This is a genomic window from Kiloniella spongiae, assembly GCF_001026905.1.
Lineage (GTDB): Bacteria > Pseudomonadota > Alphaproteobacteria > Kiloniellales > Kiloniellaceae > Kiloniella > Kiloniella spongiae.
Genome location: NZ_LAQL01000004.1, coordinates 82,294 through 103,560, shown reverse-complemented (window position 1 = coordinate 103,560; position 21,267 = coordinate 82,294). Strand labels below are relative to the sequence as shown.

The 21,267-nt window shown below is 45.1% G+C and carries 17 protein-coding genes; 7 read left to right on the top strand and 10 right to left on the bottom strand.

Translation table 11 applies throughout. From position 1 onward, the window contains the following. Positions 1-66: 66 nt before the first annotated feature. Complete coding sequence (locus tag WH96_RS06950; protein ID WP_047763452.1) at positions 67-1,371, bottom strand: citrate synthase; 1,305 nt, start codon at positions 1,369-1,371, stop codon at positions 67-69. A 110-nt stretch (positions 1,372-1,481) separates the two neighbouring features. Then, entirely contained in the window at positions 1,482-2,897 is a 1,416-nt protein-coding gene (gltX, locus tag WH96_RS06945; RefSeq protein ID WP_047763451.1) for a glutamate--tRNA ligase, read from the bottom strand. 307 nt (positions 2,898-3,204) lie between these two features. Between gltX and WH96_RS06940 the strand changes: the two genes are divergently transcribed. Next, complete coding sequence (locus WH96_RS06940) at positions 3,205-5,316, top strand: ComEC/Rec2 family competence protein (protein ID WP_047763450.1); 2,112 nt, start codon at positions 3,205-3,207, stop codon at positions 5,314-5,316. Positions 5,317-5,355: 39 nt separating this feature from the next. On the opposite strand, the gene lexA is transcribed toward WH96_RS06940, so the two are convergent. The 6 genes from lexA to WH96_RS06910 form a co-directional block, all read right to left on the bottom strand. Beyond that, the gene (gene lexA / locus WH96_RS06935) at positions 5,356-6,057 is read right to left on the bottom strand and encodes a transcriptional repressor LexA (protein WP_047763449.1); all 702 of its coding nucleotides are present in this window, start codon (positions 6,055-6,057) and stop codon (positions 5,356-5,358) included. Positions 6,058-6,170: 113 nt separating this feature from the next. Continuing rightward, positions 6,171-7,364: a molybdopterin molybdotransferase MoeA gene (locus tag WH96_RS06930; RefSeq protein WP_047763448.1), complete on the bottom strand. Its 1,194-nt coding sequence runs from the start codon at positions 7,362-7,364 to the stop codon at positions 6,171-6,173. Further along, on the bottom strand, positions 7,364-7,849 hold the full coding sequence (moaC, locus tag WH96_RS06925; protein WP_047763447.1) for a cyclic pyranopterin monophosphate synthase MoaC: 486 nt from the start codon (positions 7,847-7,849) through the stop codon (positions 7,364-7,366). Before moaC ends, WH96_RS06930 begins: the two co-directional genes overlap by 1 nt. Before the next feature lie 94 nt (positions 7,850-7,943). Continuing rightward, positions 7,944-8,738 carry an indole-3-glycerol phosphate synthase TrpC gene (gene trpC, locus WH96_RS06920; RefSeq protein WP_047763446.1) on the bottom strand — a complete coding sequence of 265 codons (795 nt, stop codon included), beginning with the start codon at positions 8,736-8,738 and terminating at the stop codon, positions 7,944-7,946. Further along, entirely contained in the window at positions 8,735-9,772 is a 1,038-nt protein-coding gene (gene trpD / locus WH96_RS06915; RefSeq protein ID WP_156176734.1) for an anthranilate phosphoribosyltransferase, read from the bottom strand. The genes trpC and trpD overlap by 4 nt, the downstream gene beginning before the upstream one ends. A 53-nt stretch (positions 9,773-9,825) precedes the next feature. Further along, positions 9,826-10,389 (bottom strand): anthranilate synthase component II, encoded by a 564-nt coding sequence (locus tag WH96_RS06910; protein WP_047763445.1) that lies wholly within the window; start codon positions 10,387-10,389, stop codon positions 9,826-9,828. Positions 10,390-10,603: 214 nt separating this feature from the next. On the opposite strand from WH96_RS06910, the gene WH96_RS06905 reads away from it, so the two are divergent. From WH96_RS06905 to WH96_RS21250, 3 genes are all read left to right on the top strand, one after another. Then, positions 10,604-12,823, top strand: coding sequence for a heavy metal translocating P-type ATPase (locus tag WH96_RS06905; RefSeq protein WP_053005751.1), 2,220 nt, complete (start codon positions 10,604-10,606; stop codon positions 12,821-12,823). Continuing rightward, positions 12,823-13,221 carry a Cu(I)-responsive transcriptional regulator gene (gene cueR, locus WH96_RS06900; RefSeq protein WP_455428438.1) on the top strand — a complete coding sequence of 133 codons (399 nt, stop codon included), beginning with the start codon at positions 12,823-12,825 and terminating at the stop codon, positions 13,219-13,221. Before WH96_RS06905 ends, cueR begins: the two co-directional genes overlap by 1 nt. A 118-nt stretch (positions 13,222-13,339) precedes the next feature. Further along, positions 13,340-14,566 (top strand): divergent polysaccharide deacetylase family protein, encoded by a 1,227-nt coding sequence (locus WH96_RS21250; RefSeq protein ID WP_053005750.1) that lies wholly within the window; start codon positions 13,340-13,342, stop codon positions 14,564-14,566. A 47-nt stretch (positions 14,567-14,613) separates the two neighbouring features. On the opposite strand, the gene trpE is transcribed toward WH96_RS21250, so the two are convergent. Then, entirely contained in the window at positions 14,614-16,131 is a 1,518-nt protein-coding gene (gene trpE / locus WH96_RS06890) for an anthranilate synthase component I (protein WP_047763444.1), read from the bottom strand. Positions 16,132-16,133: 2 nt separating this feature from the next. Beyond that, on the bottom strand, positions 16,134-18,032 hold the full coding sequence (locus WH96_RS06885; protein WP_047763443.1) for a SurA N-terminal domain-containing protein: 1,899 nt from the start codon (positions 18,030-18,032) through the stop codon (positions 16,134-16,136). A gap of 243 nt (positions 18,033-18,275) precedes the next feature. Between WH96_RS06885 and tpiA the strand changes: the two genes are divergently transcribed. From tpiA to WH96_RS06870, 3 genes are all read left to right on the top strand, one after another. Continuing rightward, entirely contained in the window at positions 18,276-19,022 is a 747-nt protein-coding gene (gene tpiA / locus WH96_RS06880) for a triose-phosphate isomerase (protein ID WP_047763442.1), read from the top strand. Between the two features lie 149 nt (positions 19,023-19,171). Continuing rightward, positions 19,172-19,507: a preprotein translocase subunit SecG gene (secG, locus tag WH96_RS06875; protein ID WP_047763441.1), complete on the top strand. Its 336-nt coding sequence runs from the start codon at positions 19,172-19,174 to the stop codon at positions 19,505-19,507. A gap of 90 nt (positions 19,508-19,597) precedes the next feature. Continuing rightward, positions 19,598-21,226: a CTP synthase gene (locus tag WH96_RS06870; protein ID WP_047763440.1), complete on the top strand. Its 1,629-nt coding sequence runs from the start codon at positions 19,598-19,600 to the stop codon at positions 21,224-21,226. Positions 21,227-21,267: the final 41 nt, after the last annotated feature.

The window sequence follows — 21,267 nt, the reverse complement described above, 5'->3', positions numbered from 1 at the left end:
GGTATCAAAAAAAGCCAATTGCTATAAGCAATTGGCTTTTGGACTTTATAAATGTCGAATTAAGGTTTAACGATCTTCGACATTTATAAAGTCGCGCTCATCAGATCCTAAATAAAGTTGGCGAGGACGACTGATTTTGTGGCTCGGATCTTCGATCATTTCTTTCCACTGGGCAACCCAGCCAACTGTTCTTGCCAAGGCGAAGAGAACAGTGAACATTGATGTCGGGAAGTTCATTGCGCGTAGAATGATGCCTGAGTAGAAATCCACATTCGGGAACAATTTCTTCTCGGCAAAGTACGGATCAGATACAGCGACCTTCTCAAGTTCCATAGCTAGCTCCAGAAGGGGATCGTTAATGCCAAGCTCTTCAAGAACTTCATGACAGGATTCACGCATCACAGAAGCACGTGGATCGTAATTTTTGTACACGCGATGACCAAAGCCCATGAGGCGGAATGGATCATTTTTGTCTTTTGCGCGTTCAATGAACTTTGGAATGTTGTCTTTGTGTCCAATTTGCTGAAGCATGTTCAGAACAGCCTCGTTCGCACCGCCGTGTGCCGGTCCCCAAAGAGACGCGATACCAGCAGCAATACAGGCAAAAGGATTTGCGCCACTAGAGCCGGCAATACGTACTGTAGAGGTTGAAGCGTTCTGTTCGTGATCAGCATGTAAAATAAAGATACGATCCATCGCACGGACGAGTGCAGGACTTGCTTTATATTCTTCACATGGCACAGAGAAAGTCATGTGAAGGAAATTTTCTGCGTAACTCAGATCGTTCTTTGGATAAACAAAAGGCTGGCCGATAGAATACTTGTAAGCATAGGCCGCGATTGTTGGCATCTTCGCAATCAGGCGATGTGATGCAATCAGGCGCTGTTGTGGATCACGGATATCAGTTGAGTCATGATAAAAAGCTGAAAGTGCACCAACAACACCAACCATAATTGACATAGGATGTGAATCGCGACGGAACCCACGGTAAAAGTTCAGCATCTGCTCGTGAAGCATTGTGTGATAGGTAATTTGCTTCTTGAATTCGTCTGCTTCTGCTTTGGTTGGTAGCTCACCATTCAGAAGAAGATAACATGTTTCCATGTAGTCACTTTTAGAGGCTAAATCTTCAATAGAATATCCTCTGTGGCGCAATATACCTTTGTCTCCATCAATGTAAGTGATAGAGGAATCACAACTTCCCGTTGAGGTGAAGCCAGGATCATAAGTAAAGCAACCAGATTCACTATAAAGTTTTCTAACATCGATAACATTTGGTCCACAAGTTCCTTGAAGGATTGGCATATCCCAACTGTGTCCGGTGCGGTTGTCCGTAACGGTAACGCTGTTTTTATTGTTGGTATCTGACATATTTGGAACCTCTGCTCTTTGTTATTATTCTGGTTTATTGCGCAGCAGCATAATACTTTTACTACTTAAGATCAAATTGTGCGCTGCAATATTTCTGTTTAATTGTTTCCTCAAACCTGATCTGTAATTCTATTGATTGATTCATCTCTGCCAAGGATTGCCATGACTTCAAAGATCCCTGGGGAAACATTAGAGCCACTGAGTGCGGCGCGTAATGGCTGAGCAACCTTGCCAAGCTTTAATTCATTTTCTTCGGCAAAGTTTTTGACTGTATTTTCCAGCAGCTCTTCTTCCCATGTCGACAGGCTTTTAAGAACTGTCAACAAGTTCTTCAGGTTCTCTTTGCCTTCGTCAGACAAAAGCTTTTTGGCTTTGTCGTTTAGCTGCAGGGGACGATTTCTAGCATAAAAAGCGGCACTGTCTGCAAGATCAATAATCGTTTTTGCCCGTTCTTTCAGGCCGGACATTCCTTTAACAAGAACGGATTTTTGCTCTGCAGATACTGTAATTTCTTCTTTTTCGGAAATAATAGGAGAAATAATATCAGCCAAATAGCTATCATCCGCGTTACGGATGTAGATCCCGTTAAGATTTTCAAGTTTGGCAAAATCAAAACGGGATGGTGATTTACCAACGCCGTCAATATCAAACCACTCGATGGCCTGTTCAGTCGAGATAACTTCCTCGTCGCCGTGCCCCCAACCCAAACGAAGTAAGTAGTTGCGTAATGCTTCTGGCAGGTATCCCATTTCATCGCGATAGGCTTCGACACCCAAAGCACCGTGGCGTTTTGAAAGCTTAGCACCGTCTGCACCATGGATAAGGGGAATATGGGCAAAGTGAGGGAGTTCCCATCCCATAGCCTTGAATAGCTGTGTTTGCCTGAAAGCGTTGGTCAGGTGATCATCGCCACGGATAATGTGTGTGATTCCCATATCGTGGTCATCAACAACAACTGACAGCATATAGGTTGGTGTACCATCTGCTCTTAGCAAAACCATATCATCAAGTTGACTGTTTGCAACAGTAACATCACCCTGAACAAGGTCTTGAATTAAAGTTTCACCTTCTTGTGGCATTTTCAGTCGCACAACAGGTTTAACTCCTTCTGGCGCATCAGATGCAGGGCGATCACGCCAACGTCCATCATATTTCATGGGGCGTCCTTCAGCACGTGCGGTTTCGCGCATTTCTGTCAGCTCTTGCGGACTGCAATAGCAGTGATAGGCTTTGCCCTCGGATAGAAGTTGATCAGCAACTTGTTGGTGGCGTTCCGCACGGGAAAACTGATAGGTGATTTCATCGTCATGGTTTAACCCCAGCCAATCCAAGCCATCAATAATGGCTTCGATAGCTTCGGGGGTTGAACGTTTGCGGTCAGTATCTTCGATCCGCAATAAATATTTGCCGCCATGGTGTTTGGCAAAAAGCCAGTTGAATAGGGCTGTACGTGCGCCACCAATATGAAGAAATCCAGTAGGTGAAGGTGCAAAACGGGTCACGACCTGTTTCGTGGGATGGCTCATGAAGATCTTCCGATAATCCAGAGGTTTTGGGTGCTAGTCTCAGTGAGGGTTATCCGGTGTTTGTGAGGTTTAGTTAAACTCTCTACCTAGATAACAAAGACTTTGTTTCGCCGGAGGTGTAACACATTGTTGCCTATCTCGCAAATAGGCAGGTTCAAATTGTACTGCCTTATCATATCATTGATATGTTTTTTGAGCGAAAAACTAATACACATAAAAGTGGAGACAGACGATAGTTGTGCAGCTTGAAGAAATAGGATGTTTTTCCCTTTTTTTGTAATAAACTGATAAAAGAGGGGGGATTTTTGTGCTGAAAGAAGTCTTTATCAAAGAACAGAGTGCGTTTGCCAATTGGTTCCCTGTCTTTATCGGAGCTGGTGTTGGCTTCTATTTCTGGTTGCCATTTGAGCCAGGTTTTCTGTTATCTTTTTTTGTTTTTCTTATATTTTGGGCAGTTGTTGTTGTTCTAGTTTATATCATTCCCTCTTTTATTGGGCAGAATTCCAATGGGGTAATTTATACACTGATAAAGTATTTTTTTGTTATGATCTCTCTGGCTTCAACTGGTTTTACTGCTGCAAGTTATCGAACAGATAGTATAGCTGCGCCTATAGTAGAGCGAGAGTTTGGGCCCAGCTATTTCGAAGGACGGATTATAGAAATAGAACCAAGCGCACCGGGGCAGAGGTTTTTGCTGGATAATCTGTCGGGTAAGGCCTTTAAATGGCTTAGTACGCCTTATACCATGCGATTGAAGTCTAACCTACAGCAGCAAAATATTCGTGTTGGAATGCGAGTGCGGGTTTTAGCGGTCATCCAAGCCCCTGCACGACCCAATATTCCCGGCGGATTTAATTATGCAAGACATGCTTATTACCAACAGATAGGAGCTGTTGGTTACATCCTTGGCAAGGTAACAGTTGTTGAGGGGCAAACATCTAGAGAAAATCAGCGCCTTTTGGGTCATTTAGGTATGATCACAGCAGAAGCTCGAAATTCTATTGTCCGAAAGGTGGGACAGTATTTGGAGGGTGATCAAAAGAATCTCGTCGTGACATTTTTAACGGGACAAAAGGGTGGCCTTTCTAGAACAACCAAAGAAGAAATACGTGATGCGGGGTTAGCTCATTTATTGGCTATCTCTGGTTTGCATATGGGGCTGATGGCAGGAATTCTTTTCTTTGTCATTCGGTTTGTCTTGGCATTATTTCCCGGTATTGCGTTAAGTTTCCCGATTAAAAAGATAGCGGCGGTTACTGCCATTATTTTTTGTTTCTTTTATTTGCAGCTAATCAATCACCCGCTGTCTGCGCAACGGGCATTTATTATGATCGCCGTAAGTCTCAGCGCCGTGGTATTGGACCGTAAAGCTCTTTCCATTAGAACGGTTTCAGTAGCTGCGGTATTCTTGCTTTTGATTTACCCGGAAGTTCTCATCTCAGCCAGTTTCCAAATGTCATTTTCTGCTGTGCTGGCACTTGTTGCTTTTTTTGAGTGGTATTCCCATAAAAATGTTGAGCAGCAACTCGTTGGGAAAATATTAAACGGGATAAAGCTTACTTGTTATTGCTCTCTTGTTGCTTCAATAGCGACTGCGCCTTTTGTTCTCTACCATTTTCATAACCTGCCTTTATATGGAATCCTTGCTAATCTGGTAGCAGTGCCTTTCACGGCATTCGTTCTCATGCCATTGGTTTTGATTTGTTATGTGTTACTTCCTTTTGGATTAGAGGGATGGGCTATTGTACTACTTGGGCAAGCCTTTGAGTTCTTATTGTGGATTGCTCGCTTGGTTGCTCATATCCCATATGGGGAATGGAGGTTAAGCGCTTTTGATAGCTCTGTGCTGGCTATTATCACTTTTGGTGGTGTTTGGGTTTGTCTCTTTAAAACAAAAATCAGATGGGCAGGGAGTATACCTGTTGCCTTGTTTTTATTTTATATCAATGCTTTTTCAGATAAGCCTGATGTTTTAATTGATCCGAAAAGCCAGCTAATCGGTATTGCCATAGATGATACGCTCTATCTGAATAACACAAGGCGTTCGAGGTTTGTCGCACGGATCTGGAAACAGGACTTAGCAATACAGGTTGTAAAGCCTTGGGAAGAGTTATCACGTGATTATCTAAAATGTGACACTGAAGCCTGTCGTCTTACACTGAAGGGGGCAAAGCTGGCTTTTATAGGGAATGGCACAGCTTTTTCAGAGGAATGTGATAGAGATTTGTTTCTTGTTACAGTGAGGTTGAAAGTACCACGGTGGTGCAACCCCAGTAATGCAGACGACAGTAATAATAAGCTGGATTACTGGGACTTGAGAAAAGGTGGTGCGCATAGCATCACAATTATGGATGGCATCCCAAGCATACAAATTGTTAATGAAATAGCTGGCGATCGCCCTTGGAATAGATCAAAATAATTCTTAACTATAATATTAGAAACGTAGTTCAAAGTATTGTTAATTGTATGTTCTTAATAATCCAATAAGCTTTCCTTGAACTTGAACTCTACCAGCTTCGTAGATTTTGGTTTCATAGGCAGGATTAGCTGGTTCTAGCTCTATTTTACCACTTTGGCGTCTGACATGTTTAAGAGTTGCCTCTGCGTTATCAACAAAAGCCACGCCAATTTGTCCGTTTTCGATTGTATCGCACCTTTTGATTAATACCGTATCACCGTCAAGGATGCCGGCTTCAATCATGGAATCTCCTTCAACAGTGAGAGCGTAGTGGTCACCGTTGCTTAGAAGGTTCAAAGGAACATCAACGTAAGTGGCAGGATCGTTTAAAGCTTCGATAGGTGTACCAGCAGCAATTTTCCCATAGAGAGGGAGCTGTACAGTATCATCAGCAGATTGATTTGCGGCTTCTATCTTCTTGTTGAGTAGAGGATTGTTTTGTTGGCTCAGGGCGGCATGTTCTTGTGGTTGTGGTGCAGGACCTAAATCTTCAGGTAATCGGAGAATCTCAACGGCACGAGCCCTGTGGGCAAGCCTGCGGATAAAGCCGCGTTCTTCCAAAGCTGTTATCAAACGGTGAATGCCGGACTTTGATTTTAATTCCAATGCATCCTTCATCTCGTCAAAAGAAGGCGAAACCCCGGTTCGAGACAAATGATCCCGAATGTAAAGCAATAGCTCACGTTGTTTCTTTGTCAGCATTAAAATTCCCCCGAAATACAGAATTAGATTTCTGTAGAACAAAACAAAAACATATCATTTGTTCTACTTTGGTTCTCGTTTGAGGTCAAGCTGTTTTGCGTCTTTTCTTGTTCTTAAAGTCGGATTATTTCTACTTCTGTACCTTTTGAGGCAGGTGAGGCGAAGGGAGCTCTGATCACAAGGCAGTCTGCTTTGCGGAGTAGGTTTAGCATTGCACTGTCCTGTCGATCAAAAGGTGTCGCTTCCAGTTGTCCTGAAGAATTTGTTGATAACTTGGCCCTCAAGTAATCCTGTCGTTTATCATTTTCCCCAAGATCTTGAGTGAGAACGGCTTTTTCTATCTGTAAATTATCAGGGTTTCTACCCGTCATCTTCCATAGGGCTGGACGGGCAAAAATGTAAGCGCATACAAGTGTTGAAACGGGATTTCCGGGAAGGCCGATCATTGGTGTTTGCCCAAGCTTACCAAATATCAGTGGTTTCCCAGGGCGCATGGCAATTCGCCAGAAATCAATTTCGAGGCCTTGTTCCCCAAGTACAGAGCGCACAAGGTCATGGTCACCAACAGACGCGCCGCCCGTTGTTAACAAAAGATCTGTACCTTCAGCCCCCTTAGCCATTGCGGAAAGAGCTTCTTTGTCATCAGGGGCAATGCCAAGCGATATAGGTTCGCCACCACATTCTCTAACAAATGACATCAGAGCTGTTGTATTGGAGCTGATGATCTGGTTAGGACCCGGTGTTACACCGGGCAAGACAACCTCATTGCCTGTGGCCAAGATGGCGACTTTGGGTTTCCGATATACCTCGAGCCACGGATGGTTCATTGCTGCTGCAAGGGCGAGGTCTCGTGCCGTGAGTGTCGTCCCTTTTTCGAGACCGATTTGTCCTTCGCTAAAATCCAGTCCGGCGGGGCGAATGTAACGTCCAGGTGCTTCACTTTGTTTAACGGTGACGTTTATATCGTCGTGGTCGGTATTTTCCTGAATGACAATGCAATCAGCACCAAAGGGAACGGGACCACCGGTAAAGATGCGAACCGCTTCACCATCCTGTAGCTGAGCCTCGTAGCTTCCACCAGCCGGCGCTTCGCCCCTGATCTTGAGGGTAACAGGTACTGTCTGAATGTCAGTGGACTTTACGGCAAAGCCATCCATGGCAGAAACATCGCTTGGCGGCTGTGTCAATCTGGCTTTAACATCTTTGGCAAGAACCCGTCCCAAACCATCGTGCAGAGAGACCGTTTCGGGTGATAATTCTGTAAAACCTGCGAGAACCCGTTCTAAAGCTTCTTCAACTCGTATCATTATATCGCCTCGTAGGTGCCTGATTTTCCACCAGTTTTTTTAATTAATCTAATGTCTGTTATCTGAATGCCTTTGTCGATTGCTTTGCACATATCATAGATAGTCAAAGAAGCAATTGATACAGCAGTAAGGGCTTCCATTTCGACGCCTGTCTGGCCTGTTAGTTTACATGTGCCAATAACTTCAATGGCGTTATTATCGGGATCCAGAGTGAAATCGACCTTCACGGATGTCAGCATCAGGGGGTGGCATAGGGGGATCAGGTCGGGCGTTTTTTTTGCCCCCATGATACCAGCTAGGCGCGCGATTGCGAGAACGTCACCCTTCTTGAAGCCGCCCTGTTGAATAAGTTGCATTGTTTCAGGTTGAACCAATACTCGGCCTTTGGCTGTTGCTGTTCTGACGGTTTCGGTTTTATCCGAAACATCAACCATGACAGCTTTTCCCTCTTGATCGAAGTGGGTAAGTTCATTTCCTGATGACATTTTCGTATCCAACTTTTGTGTCCGAGGATATCTATTTATAGATCAGATATCTGACAGAGAGAGAAGCTTTTAGCGCAGGCTTTATCACTTAAAATTACTGTTTTAAGAGATTGATTGTCGCTGTGGTAACATCTTCCTGACGCATTAGGGATTCACCGATCAAAAAGGTCGTGGCACCAATTGCTTGCATACGCTTTAGATCTGCGGGGCTATATAAGCCGCTTTCGGCAATAAGAAGCTTGTCCTGAGGAACCATTCTTGACAACTCTTCTGTCGTCGCAATATCAACCTCAAGCGTTTTGAGGTTTCTATTGTTAACACCAAGGAGAGGGGACTTTAGTGTATTGAGTGCTCTGGTCAGTTCTTCTGCATTATGAACCTCAACCAGTACGTCCATGCCCAGATCAAAAGCAAGGTTCTCAAGTTCGCTTGCCTGTTGATCTTCCAATGCGGCCATAATCAGAAGAATACAGTCAGCGCCAAGTGCCCGGGATTCTACAATCTGGTATGGTTCAAGCATGAAATCCTTGCGCAAAGCCGGCAGGTCAACAGCAGCCCTCGCGTCGATCAGGTATTGATCTGCACCTTGAAAATAAGGCTCATCGGTTAAAACAGAAAGACAAGTCGCGCCACCAGCTTTATAGGCCTTGGCAAGTGATGCGGGATCAAAATCTGCTCGGATGAGGCCTTTGCTTGGTGATGCTTTTTTTATCTCACTGATCAGGCCATATTTGCCTTGATCGTATTTGGCTTTTAGCGCTTTGTAAAAGCCGCGCGGCGTATCTTGGACGGCTGCTTTGGCTTCCAATTCAGAAAGGGAGGTTTTTTCTTTTCTCGCTCGTACAAAGTCGAGCTTATCATCACAAATGCGTTTTAAAACATCGCTCACTGAGTTGTTTCCTTGTTCGTATATGAAGCCAAACCATCAAGCTTTGCGAGAGCTGCTCCGCTATCAATTGACTTTGCTGCTATCACAGCGCCTTCTTTGAGGTCACTGGTTAATCCTGCGACGATTAGTGCCCCGGCTGAATTCAGAACGACAGCATCGCGATAAGCATTCTTTTTACCACCGAGCATTTCTCGCATTGCTTTGGCATTAAAATCTGCATCACCACCAATAATCTCTTCAATCGGGGATCTTTCCAACCCGGCCATTTCAGGAATTATCTCAAAGTTTTTGATCTGTCCTTGATCCAGCTCAGAAATATAACTCAGGCCAGAAATTGATAATTCGTCCAGACCTTCAGCTCCATGCACAACCCAGGCTTTTTCATGACCGATAGCTTTTAATACCTGTGCCAGTGGTTCTACCCATTCCCGTCCAAAAACACCCGTAATCTGGCGGGTTACTTTTCCGGGGTTTGAAAGAGGCCCTAGAAGGTTAAAGATTGTCCGGGTGCCAAGCTCAGCCCGCGTTGGGCCGACATGGCGCATGGCAGAGTGATACAGAGGAGCTGCCAGAAAGGTGGTTCCATTTTCGGCCAAAGCTTTTTCAACGGCATCCACACTTGCTTCAAGGCCAATACCTAGCGCACCCAGAACATCAGAAGCTCCACTTTTGGACGACGCCGCCCTGTTGCCGTGTTTTGCAACAATGGCACCAGCACCTGCTACGACAAAAGCCGTGGCAGTTGAAACGTTAAGCGTGCCTTTTGCATCGCCACCTGTTCCACAGACATCGATGGCACCTGCGGGTGCTTTGATGGTCAGCATCTTACTGCGCATAGAGCGTGCTGCGCCCGTTATTTCGTCGACAGTCTCACCTTTGACACGCAAGCTCATCAAAAAACCGGCAACCTGTGCGGAAGTAGCTTCACCTGTCATCAGAAGATCAAAGGCGCTTTCTGACTGTTCGGTTGTTAGATCGTTACCATCAGCTACATAGGCGATAAATGACTTTATGTCGCTCAGTCCACCTGACATGGAACAGGCCTCCTTATTATTATCTATTCAGATCGATTGAATCGTTGATGATTCTATACCGTCAGAAAGTTCTTCAAGAGATCATGACCTTTTTCAGAGGCAATGCTTTCGGGATGAAATTGAACGCCATGCAAAGGGAGCTCTGTGTGTTGAAGACCCATGATGACACCATCTTCAGTCCAGGCCGTGACTTCTAGACAATCAGGCATGCTATCTGGTTCAATCGTTAATGAGTGGTAACGTGTGACCGTTAGCGGATCTGGTAAGCCCTTGAAAACACTTTTCCCGTTGTGTTTCACGGGGCTTGTTTTTCCGTGCATCGGACTTGGAGCGCGAACAACCTTGGCACCGAATGCCTGACCAATTGATTGATGCCCAAGACAAACACCCAATACAGGAATTTTACCCGCGACTCTCTCGACAAGCTCAAGACATATACCAGCTGATGACGGATCACAGGGACCGGGAGAGATAACAATTTGCTCTGGATTAAGGTCTAACACTTCATCAACAGAAATCTGATCGTTGCGTTTGACGGAAATCGTCGCGCCCAGCTCTCCAAGGAAATGGTAAAGATTATAAGTAAAGCTATCGTAATTATCGATCAGTAATAACATTTCGGCACACGGGCTTTCGCTGATTGCTTAAGTTAGATTGCAAAAAGTTATAGCAGCAAGATTATCTCGAAGAAATAAGGAAAAGTCTGATTTATTTTAAGTTTTGATATTTTTATTACTCTACTTATCACGCTTCTTATAATTCGTGGCTTGACCTTCCTGTAACTGTAAGCCTCATATTTACCTTATTATTAAACCAGAAGTGTGTATTTCCATGTCAAAAGCCATTGAATTATCGGTTAAGGGAATGTCCTGTGCGGGGTGTGTTCGCTCTGTTGAAAAAGCTTTAACAGCTGTTGATGGTGTTATTAGCGCATCCCCAGATTTAATTAGCAATACAGCAACAGTCACTTTTGCTGACGGTCTTGACAAAAATTTACTGTTAAAGAGCTTGGCAGATAAAGGGTATCAGGCTTCTCTTGCGCTAGAAGTAAGTGCTTCTGATGAAGCCGGTTTACAATCGATTGATGCTGAAAATTCGGATGTTCGATTGTTTATTCTAGCTTTTGTTTTGACGTTGCCATTGGTTGGACAAATGGTTCTGCTGCCATTTGGAAATAATTATTCCATTCCACCTTTGATACAGTTTTTCTTGGCACTACCTGTTCAAGTATTCGCGGGTGCACGCTTTTATAAAGGGATCTGGCAAGCGATAAGGTTCGGTCAGAGTAATATGGATACATTGGTCGCAATTGGTACTTCTGCGGCTTTTGGCTTGTCCGTTTTTATCATGTTTGGCAATTATTCTGAATGGATGTCCTGGTCGTCTCATTTGGCACATGAGCTTTATTTCGAAGCATCAGCTGCTGTCATTACATTGGTTCTCCTGGGTAAGGTTCTTGAAGAAAAAGCCAAGGGAAAAACCAATAAAGCGCTAGAGGCTCTCATTAAACTTCAGCCCGTTAATGCAACCGTTATTCGTGATGAAAAGCAGATGACTGTTCCGGCGGTAAAGGTTCTGGCGAGTGATGCCGTAGTCGTCAGGCCCGGTGATGTTGTTCCTGTGGATGGCGAAATACGTAAGGGGACAAGCCAGATTGATGAGGCGATGGTTACAGGTGAGGCGATGCCGGTGACAAAAAATATCGGTGACCTCGTGATCGGTGGAACTGTGAATGGTGAAGGTGTCTTGCATCTTTCACCGACAACGCTTGGAGCAAGCTCGCGTCTTTCTCAGATTATCGATCAGGTTAAAATGGCGCGCAGTACCAAACCTAGAATCCAAAAACTGGTCGATAAGGTTAGTGCCGTTTTTGTTCCGGGAGTTTTGTTGCTTGCTTTACTGACATTCCTTGGGTGGTCGATGTTAGGTGGTGTCACTGTTGAGATCGCGATCATTAATGCGGTCACAGTTCTTGTTATTGCCTGCCCTTGTGCCCTTGGGCTGGCAACACCAACAGCCATAATGGTTGGCAGTGGTCAGGCCGCACGAATGGGAATTCTGGTTAAAAATGCTGATGTCATTGAAAAGTTGTCAAAGGCAACAACAGTGGTTTTTGATAAAACAGGCACCCTGACCGAAGGGCGCCCGGAAGTTATCGCATCAATTTTCCCAGAAGTCATCGATAATAGAGAAGCATTATCTGTGGTTCTTGGTCTCACGAAAGACAGTGCTCATCCACTATCAAAAGCAATTGTAGAGTTCATTGACCATGATGTTAACCCAGTCGAGTTTGAAGAGATAACTGCCGTTCCTGGGCTTGGCCTTTCTGCTGTATTTGCTGGTAAAACCTATTTTCTGGGCAGTGAGCGTTATATGGAGCAAACTGGCGTAAAATTAGATCATTATCATGATTTTGTTGACGCTAATAATGCTCGTGGGGCTTCACTGGTTTGGGTTGCTAGAGAAACTGATAGTGTAATGACGATTATTGGTGGTTTTGCATTGCAGGATACAATTAAACCTCAATCGCTTGAAACCATTCAGGCGCTTACGAGCAGAGGTATTTCTGTTGCTATGCTTAGCGGTGATCAGCAATTCGCAGCCCAAAAGGTTGCCGAGCAGTTGTCTATTGAACAAGTGAAGGGAAACCTTCTGCCTGAGGATAAGTTGGCTTATTTGAAAGAACTGCACCAACTGAATGAAGTCGTCATTATGGTTGGGGATGGCATAAATGATGCGCCTGCACTGGCGGGTGCCGATGTGGGACTCGCAATGGGGGACGGCAGTGATGTGGCAATCAATACCGCGGATGCGTCGCTTATTCAGAGCAATCCATATCTGGTATATAAAACCATCAGAGCGGGGCAGATGATCCATGACAAGATTGCGCATAATCTCATTGGTGCTTTTGTGTATAATATTATTGGCTTACCACTGGCGGCCTCGGGTTTATTAAATCCGGTGCTTGCGGGATTAGCGATGGCGTTGAGTTCAGTAACTGTCATGGTGAGTTCGCTGTCGCTTTATTCCTCTTTAAAACGGATTGATTGATGATGAAAATTGGTCAAGTAGCAGAAGTTTCTGGATTACCGGCAAAAACGATACGTTATTATGAGTCTATAGGCCTGATCGAACCTGCAGGAAGAACCTCTTCCGGCTATCGTGCTTATCAGGAAAAGGATATTGAAACGCTCAAGTTTATCCAAAGGGCAAGAAGTCTTGGATTTTCTATTAACGAGGTTTCTGCCTTACTGACTCTGTGGAATGATCGCAACAGAGCAAGCTCTCAGGTTAAGGAACTCGCAAAGCATCATGTGGCTGATATGGATCGTAAAATTGCTGAATTACAAAGTATGAAAAATACCTTGAGCAATTTGATTGAAAAATGTCAGGGAGATCATCGGCCTGATTGCCCAATATTGAACGATTTTGCCCAGACGGATCGTTGATCTATTCTTACGTACTCTCGCGAGGTGCTTATTAACTCACATAATAAGTTTTATGAGTTTCTACTGTTCACTACGGCTAGGCTGATATACATATGTCTCCTCTGAGTAGAGTGGATTCATGTCAGCAAACCGTACGACAAAAAAAATAGATCCTTTGCCAAAGAAGAACCAAAAAAGCAGGCGTTCCCATCGTGGAAGTTTGTTTATTGTCGCTGGATTTCTTTTTTTTATTGTCCTTGCCGTTTCTTCCGTTCTTATTCTTCAAAAGAACAAGGACAATTCTAAATCACCTGAACCTCAGGCTCAATTAACAGAGGCGCAGGCGAAAAAGAAGGCTTTGGCAGCGGCCCCTGCAAATAAGCCACATCCCATTAATCTTGGCGATATTTCTATTGATGATACTGTTTTGGAAGATGGGCAGACGAGGGAAAATACCAATCTGCCGCCGAGCGTAACGGTTACGAATGATAAAGACCCTATACCCTCCAAAACATCTCTCTCCAAGGTAGTTAATGAATCTTCCAAGCTGTCTAAACTCGAACATGATGCGCCCTTATCCGCATCAGAAGATCAGTCCGTCGTAAAGGATGATAAAGTTTCTGCGCTGCCACCGCTGGATAAGCCTTTGGCGGAACCCAATCAGCCTACAGAGTGGATAAAACCTGAGCGTCCAATGATTGCTGTGGTCTTGGATGATGTTGGAGTCAACAAAAGGGGCGCTGATCTTGCAATAGAGTTGCCTGGCGCTATTACCTTGGCTTTTATGACCTATGCGCCAGATGTAAAAGCGATGACCGCTGAGGCGCGCAAAAAGGGGCATGAATTAATGCTCCATGTGCCTATGGAACCTCTTGGGTCTGCAGATCCAGGTCCAAAAGCATTGTTAACCGGATTAAGCGATGAAGAAATACTTACTCGTTTAGAATGGGGAATGGCGCAGTTTGATGGGTATATTGGTATCAATAACCATATGGGCAGCAAATTCACGGGGTGGCGGCGCGGCATGGAGGTCGTGATGTCTAAAATAGAGCAAACAGATCATTTTTTTATGGATTCAAGAACTTCTCCACGTAGTGTTGCTGCATCTGTTGCTGCTTCCATGGGGGTGCCGGTTTTAAGGCGGGATGTTTTTATTGATAATGATTACAAGAATACATTGGAAATCTTTAAACAGTTAAAGCAGGCGGAACGCATTGCAAAAAAGAATGGCCATGCCATTGCAATCGGTCATCCACATAAATCTACCGTTGAAGTTTTACACAAGTGGATTAAAGAAGCAGAAACGCGTGGATTTGATATTGTTCCCATTTCGAAGATTATGGCATTAAAAAAGCCGAAAGAGTAATTAACTCTATCGGCTTTTTCTCAAGACAATACTTTTTCAGATTGTTTTTACATGTTGTTCTTTTGTGCAGCAAAGCGAACGGCTTCTTCTGCAGAACGGATAAGAGCCCGGGCTTTGTTATGGCACTCCTGATACTCTGATTCCGGAACTGAGTCTGCGACGACACCAGCACCAGCCTGAATATACATTGTTTGATCTTTGACAATCGCTGTACGCAAAGCAATACAGGTATCCATACCGCCACCAGCACCAAAATACCCGACTGCACCGCCATAGATGCCGCGGCGTTCGGGTTCTAGTTCATCAATGATTTCCATCGCACGTACCTTGGGGGCGCCAGATACAGTACCGGCAGGAAAACCTGCGGCAAGAGCATCAATCATATCAGCGCGCTTTGTATCCAAAGTACCTTCGACGTTAGAGACGATATGCATGACGTGGCTATAGAGTTCAATGATCATGCGTTCAGTGACTTCGATGCTGCCAACCTCGGCGACACGCCCGACATCGTTACGTCCCAAATCAAGCAGCATTAAATGTTCGGCAAGCTCTTTAGGGTCCGAAAGAAGATCTGCAGCAAGCTCTTTGTCTTCAGCCGCATTGGCCCCGCGTTTGCGTGTACCGGCAATCGGGCGGATGGTGACTTTGCCATCTCTGACGCGAACAAGGATTTCTGGACTGGACCCGACAACAGAAAAATCACCAAAGTTCAGGAAGAACAAGAAAGGTGAGGGGTTCAATCTTCGCAATGCCCGATAGAGTGCAAAGGGCGGAAGTGTGAAGGGGACAGAAAAGCGCTGTGAGAGAACCACCTGGAAGATATCACCCGCGAGAATGTATTCTTTCGCGCGTTCGACAATACCGTGAAATTCTTCTCGTGTAAGGTTTGAGGCGGTTTCGGGCATAACCAGATCGCCCTCAAATGCCTCTGGCTTGTGTCGCAGGGGTGCATTGAAGTCAGCGGTTACAGCGGCCAATCTATTGTGCGCAGCCTCAAAAGCATCACGGGCGTTGATATTATCGTTTGGCCACACAGTTGTTGTAACCAAAATCTGATCTTCTACGCGATCAAAGATTGCTGTTACTGTCGGGCGTAGATACATACCTTCGGGGAGGCCCAGGTTATCGGGATTATCCGTAGGTAAATGTTCCATTTGACGCACAGTTTCATACCCCATGTAACCGACAATGCCAGCTGCCATAGGCGGGAAATCTTCGGGTAGGTCAAACCTGCATTCAGCAACAAGCTTGCGCAGGCTTTCAAGCGCAGTGTCGTTCTCATCCACAAAAGCGTCTGGTGACGTTTTATATTGACGATTGATTTCGGCTTTTGGCCCATTACACCGCCACACCAGATCGGGATCAAAACCGATAAAGGAATAACGACCAATCGTGTTTCCGCCTTCGACAGATTCAAAAAGGAAACTATTGGCTCGACGTTCTGCCAATTTCAAAAAGGCAGAAACGGGCGTTTCCAGATCAGCAATCAAAGTTGTCCACACGACCTGTGGTTTTTGTTGATTGTAGGTTTCTAAAAACGCCTCAAATGTAACGGGATTCTTCATTGTTAGTTTGAGTGGCCATAAGGGTTGATAGCTTGGTTGATTGAGTTTTGATTAATCTCAACACCAAAGTCTTTTTCAAGAGCCGATATGTACTGTGTGTAGATATCATTTTTGTATGAGTTTTCGATTGTTCCTTTTGTGCTCTCGATCTCTTCGGTAACAGCGGACAAATCCGGTTGCACAATTTTTGTCAAACTTACTACCAAATAACCATTGTCAGCCTGACCCGTAAGCACATCGCCTTTTTCAGCTTGGTAGATGTCTCTTACCAGTGCAGGGGCAAGTGCTTCACCAATACTTGCTGAGAAACGGTTCATTTCAACACCAAATTTGATCAGTTCGGCTGCTTCGTCTGTAACAGCTTGCAAAGCTGCCCCATTTTTAGCTTCTTCTGCAAGCCCGTCTGCGACCGCTTTTGCTTCTTCGTTTCTTTTGTTTTCAAGCCAAGAGCTAACAAGCTGGGTCTTCACTTCTTCCAAGGGGCGAGGCGCTGGTGGCGTCACTGAATTAACTTTGAGAAGGAAATACCCACCGTTATCGAGTTCTGTAAGCAAACTATCTGAGCCTGATTCTGTTTGCGCAATGACGTCACGGAATCTGGTGTCTTCAGCTAGGCCAAACTGTGGCAGACCGTTACGATCAAGACCTTCTGTATCAATTGCTTCGTAACTTAGTATTTTCTGCCCGAGTTTGTTTGCCGCTTCTTCAAGTGTTGCACCGGATGCAATTTCATCATCAAACTGATTGGCCAGAGAAATTATTTCATCGGTTGCAATACGCAATGCAGCATCTTTTTTGATTTGCTCTTCTACTTCTTCAAACTGAGCTTCCCGGGCAGGGGAAATTTCAAGAGCAGTAACAATGTGCCATCCCAACGGAGATTTTACAGGAGCGATAACTCCGGGAGTTTCCGTACCAAAAACGGCATCCTGAAGTTCTGGTAGCAGATCAGATCTTTCCATAACACCAAGATCAACTCCGGCTGATCCCGTTACTTCTGTTGCAATAACATCAAAGTCAGCACCATTGAGAATCTTGTTATAAGCTTCGTTAGCTTTGGCTTCGTCATTGAGCAGCATTTGTACAAGATTTCGACGATCAGGAAGGGAAAGGCTGTCTTTTTGTGCGAGAAACTCTTCTTGAATTTGATCATCAGTCAGAACAACATTCTGTGCAGACTTTGAGGGATCAAGAAAAATATAGCTGATAGATTTATATTCCGGGGCCAGATAGTTTTGCTTTTCTTCTTCGTAGTAAGAGGAAAGCTCTGCATCTGTCGGGTCAGTCAGTTGAGAGAATCTGCTGTATGGAATTTCAATGTAATCAACAATACGCTTTTCAGTTTGATAGCTGTAGAGACGCTCGGCCATTTTCTGCGGCACAGGAATAGCACTTGTGATGGCATTGTTGATTTGTTCTCTTTCTATGTCGCTGCTCAGATCAGCAAGAAATGCTGCTTCAGAAAGACCTGCCTGATAAAGTGTCGCTTGAAAGCGTGCTGCATCAAAGAGGCCGGCCTCATTTTTAAAGGCATCAATTTTCTGGATTTCTTTTTGTTGTTGTTCACGCGAGACGGTTAATCCCATCTCATCGGATTGCACTTGTGAAAGGGCTCTTGCAACCAAACGGGAAACAACGCGATTGTCTAAGCCGAGTTGCTGGGCTTCCTGTGCATCAAGAGCACGACCAAGCTGCTGAGAGAGAGCGCTGGTCTCACGGGAAAAATCGCTGGCAAACTCAGCTTGGGTGATTTCGATATCCCCAACCTTTGCGACCGTCTGACTGTTGCCGAGATTCAGGAAAATATCCTGAATGCCCCAAGCAGCAAAACTCAGGATCAATAGACAAAAGAGAGCCAAAACAACAATACGTTTTAAAAGGCCTGGTTTTTTATGAGCCATAACTTACCCGTGAAATCTTTATGAAGTTTATTTCGTATACATAATCGTGCCGGGCATCTTAGGGATGGAGCAGTGGCTGGGCAACAGCGTTTTTAAAGAATATGCCCGATATTACAGTGTTGTGAAGTTTTTGACCTCTTTGGTGTGATTAAGCTGCTTTACCATATTAAAAAATCCTGCAGCCTTGGATTGTTGTGAATGACGCTGTATAGATGTGCCCATAATTTTGAGGGAGAATCGAATATGACAGGCAAACTTATTGCTGGTAACTGGAAGATGAACGGATCTGTGTCCTTTGCTACAGAGCTAGTGGAAGGGCTTTTGGAAAGATTGAACCAAGATGCCGTGTCTGCCGACTTTGTTGTGTGCCCACCAGCGGCCTTGCTTGGCACTGTTCTCTCTCTGGCCAAAGATACAGATCTTGCCGTTGGCGGTCAGGATTGTCATGCGAATGTATCTGGCGCTCACACCGGTGATACTTCTGCCGAATTGTTAAAAGATATTGGTTGTGGTTACGTCATAACGGGTCATTCAGAAAGACGAACTGACCACGGCGAGACAAATGCAGATGTGAACGCAAAGAGCGCGGCTGCATTAACAGCAGGGCTGACCCCAATAATCTGCATTGGCGAAACAGAAGCAGAACGTGTAACAGGTGATACTTTAAATGTGATCAAAACGCAGGTTACAGAATCTCTACCTGATGATTGTGATCCCGATAACATAGTGCTTGCATACGAGCCTGTGTGGGCCATAGGAACGGGCAAAACGGCAACGCCAGCTGATGTTGCTGATGTGCATAATTTTATTCGTGGGCTGTTGAATGACCGTTTTGGTGAAGATGCAGCAAAAAAGATTCGGATACTTTATGGTGGATCTGTGAAGCCGGAAAATGCGGCTGAACTGCTTGCTGTATCTAATGTTGACGGTGCTTTGGTCGGTGGTGCAAGCTTAAAAGTAGAAGATTTTTGGGCGATTGGTGTTAGATGACACTGGTCATATCGATCTGAAAAGGCTAAATAGCCTGTTAAGTTTTGAATAGGCGCATAACAACTACACACTCTGGGTTAGATTTAGGGTGTGTGGTTTAGTGTTGAATAGGGATAGTATATCCCGGAAAGTTTGAGAGACTACTAACGATGAACAACGTCCTTTTGGTCATTCATTTGTTGATTACTTTGTCCCTTATTGGTGTCGTCCTTGTGCAAAAAAGCGAAGGCGGTGCTCTTGGAATGGGAGGAAGCGGTTCCGGTGGTGGTTCAGGCGGCTTTGGTGGTTTCCTCACCGGGCAAAGCACTGCAAACCTGCTGACCCGTACAACTGCATTCTTGGCCGCAGCTTTTATCGCTTCTAGTTTGTTGCTGACAATCCTTGCAGATACAGGGCGTACAACACGTTCTATCACAGATGATATTACTGTTCCTGCAATTCAAACCGAGACTGAGCAACCCGTTGCTCCTCCGGTTTCAGAATAAGTTTCGGATTATTTCCGTTACGTACTATCATTGACCGGGACCAATAGGGTCCCGGTTTTGTTGAAACTGAATTAAGTGACAACGAGTTTCATGACGCGCTTTATATTTATTACCGGTGGTGTGACTTCTTCTTTGGGGAAGGGCTTGACCTCCGCGGCTGTTGGTGCGCTGCTTCAGGCGCGCGGCTACAAGGTCCGCCTACGTAAACTAGATCCCTATCTCAATGTTGATCCAGGCACGATGAGCCCTTATCAGCATGGCGAGGTTTTTGTGACCGATGATGGTGCAGAAACTGATTTGGATCTTGGGCACTACGAGCGCTATACGGGTGTATCTGCCCGTAAAAGTGATAACGTAACAACTGGAAAAATCTATTCCGAAGTTTTGGCAAAAGAGCGTCGGGGTGATTATCTGGGCGCGACTATTCAGGTTATTCCGCACATTACAAACGCGATTAAAGAGTTTGTCATGTCTGATCTGGGGGATGAGGATTTCATTCTTTGCGAAATTGGGGGAACTGTTGGGGATATTGAAGGCCTTCCGTTCCTTGAAGCAATTCGTCAGTTGGGGAATGAGCTTGGGCGTGAACGCAGCCTGTTTATTCATCTGACCCTTATTCCATATCTTAGAGCTGCAGGCGAGTTGAAGACAAAACCAACACAGCATTCTGTGAAGGAGTTGCAATCTGTTGGTATTCAGCCTGATATGCTTTTGTGCCGTTGTGAGCAAGAAATTCCAGAAAGCTCCCTTCGCAAGATTGCCCAGTTCTGTAACGTCCGCGAAACGGCTGTTATTCCTGCTCTTGATGTCGATACAATTTATGCTGTGCCTCGGGCATATCACGAGCAGGGTCTGGACGAAGAAGTTTGTCGTCATTTTGGTATTGAGCCTAAAAAAGATCTCGACCTGTCGCGATGGGATCAGGTTACACAAACAATCCGAGAACCTGATGGTGAAGTGACGATCGGGGTTGTTGGTAAATACACATCTTTGTTGGATGCGTATAAGTCACTTGCTGAAGCTTTGGTTCACGGTGGCATCGCCAATAACGTTAAAGTCAAAATTAACTGGCTGGATTCACAGATCTTTGAAAGTGAAGGGGCGATTGAAGCCCTGGAAAATGTTCATGGTATTCTTGTTCCCGGCGGCTTTGGCGAACGTGGTTCTGAAGGTAAAATTGCTGCGGCTGGCTTTGCGCGTAAAACAAACGTGCCATACTTTGGTATTTGTTTTGGTATGCAGATGGCCGTTCTTGATGCTGCGCGTAACCTTGCCGGTCTAACAGACGCAAGCTCTTCCGAGTTTGGGCCTTGCGAAGAACCTCTTGTTGGTATCATGACAGAGTGGGCGCGCGGCAACGAGATGGAACAGCGTTCCTATGGTAGCGATCTCGGTGGTACGATGCGTCTGGGGAGTTATCCTTGCGCACTTGCTGAAGGATCAAAGGTTCGTGAAGCCTATGGTACTGAGCTGGTTGATGAGCGTCATCGCCATCGCTATGAGGTGAACATTAACTATCGCGAAAAACTCGAAGATTCAGGACTTAAATTCTCTGGATTGTCACCAGATGGTAAACTTCCTGAAATTGTTGAGTTGGAAGATCATCCTTGGTTTATCGGTGTTCAGTTCCATCCAGAGCTGAAATCAAGACCATTTGAACCGCATCCGCTTTTCACTTCTTTTGTGAAAGCCGCGATAGAGCAATCTCGCCTAGTTTAAGTCTTTGGGTTAATAACCAGGCGGTGTAAATTTATAGGGTA

Bases quoted from the DNA above. Each gene is read 5' to 3' on its own strand.
- WH96_RS06950 (WP_047763452.1), bottom strand. From the start codon at position 1,371: ATGTCAGATACCAACAATAAAAACAGCGTTACCGTTACGGACAACCGC.
- gltX (WP_047763451.1), bottom strand. From the start codon at position 2,897: ATGAGCCATCCCACGAAACAGGTCGTGACCCGTTTTGCACCTTCACCT.
- lexA (WP_047763449.1), bottom strand. From the start codon at position 6,057: ATGCTGACAAAGAAACAACGTGAGCTATTGCTTTACATTCGGGATCAT.
- WH96_RS06930 (WP_047763448.1), bottom strand. From the start codon at position 7,364: ATGATACGAGTTGAAGAAGCTTTAGAACGGGTTCTCGCAGGTTTTACA.
- moaC (WP_047763447.1), bottom strand. From the start codon at position 7,849: ATGTCATCAGGAAATGAACTTACCCACTTCGATCAAGAGGGAAAAGCT.
- trpD (WP_156176734.1), bottom strand. From the start codon at position 9,772: ATGTCAGGTGGACTGAGCGACATAAAGTCATTTATCGCCTATGTAGCT.
- WH96_RS06910 (WP_047763445.1), bottom strand. From the start codon at position 10,389: ATGTTATTACTGATCGATAATTACGATAGCTTTACTTATAATCTTTAC.
- WH96_RS06905 (WP_053005751.1), top strand. From the start codon at position 10,604: ATGTCAAAAGCCATTGAATTATCGGTTAAGGGAATGTCCTGTGCGGGG.
- cueR (WP_455428438.1), top strand. From the start codon at position 12,823: ATGATGAAAATTGGTCAAGTAGCAGAAGTTTCTGGATTACCGGCAAAA.
- WH96_RS21250 (WP_053005750.1), top strand. From the start codon at position 13,340: ATGTCAGCAAACCGTACGACAAAAAAAATAGATCCTTTGCCAAAGAAG.
- trpE (WP_047763444.1), bottom strand. From the start codon at position 16,131: ATGAAGAATCCCGTTACATTTGAGGCGTTTTTAGAAACCTACAATCAA.
- WH96_RS06885 (WP_047763443.1), bottom strand. From the start codon at position 18,032: ATGGCTCATAAAAAACCAGGCCTTTTAAAACGTATTGTTGTTTTGGCT.
- tpiA (WP_047763442.1), top strand. From the start codon at position 18,276: ATGACAGGCAAACTTATTGCTGGTAACTGGAAGATGAACGGATCTGTG.
- secG (WP_047763441.1), top strand. From the start codon at position 19,172: ATGAACAACGTCCTTTTGGTCATTCATTTGTTGATTACTTTGTCCCTT.
- WH96_RS06870 (WP_047763440.1), top strand. From the start codon at position 19,598: ATGACGCGCTTTATATTTATTACCGGTGGTGTGACTTCTTCTTTGGGG.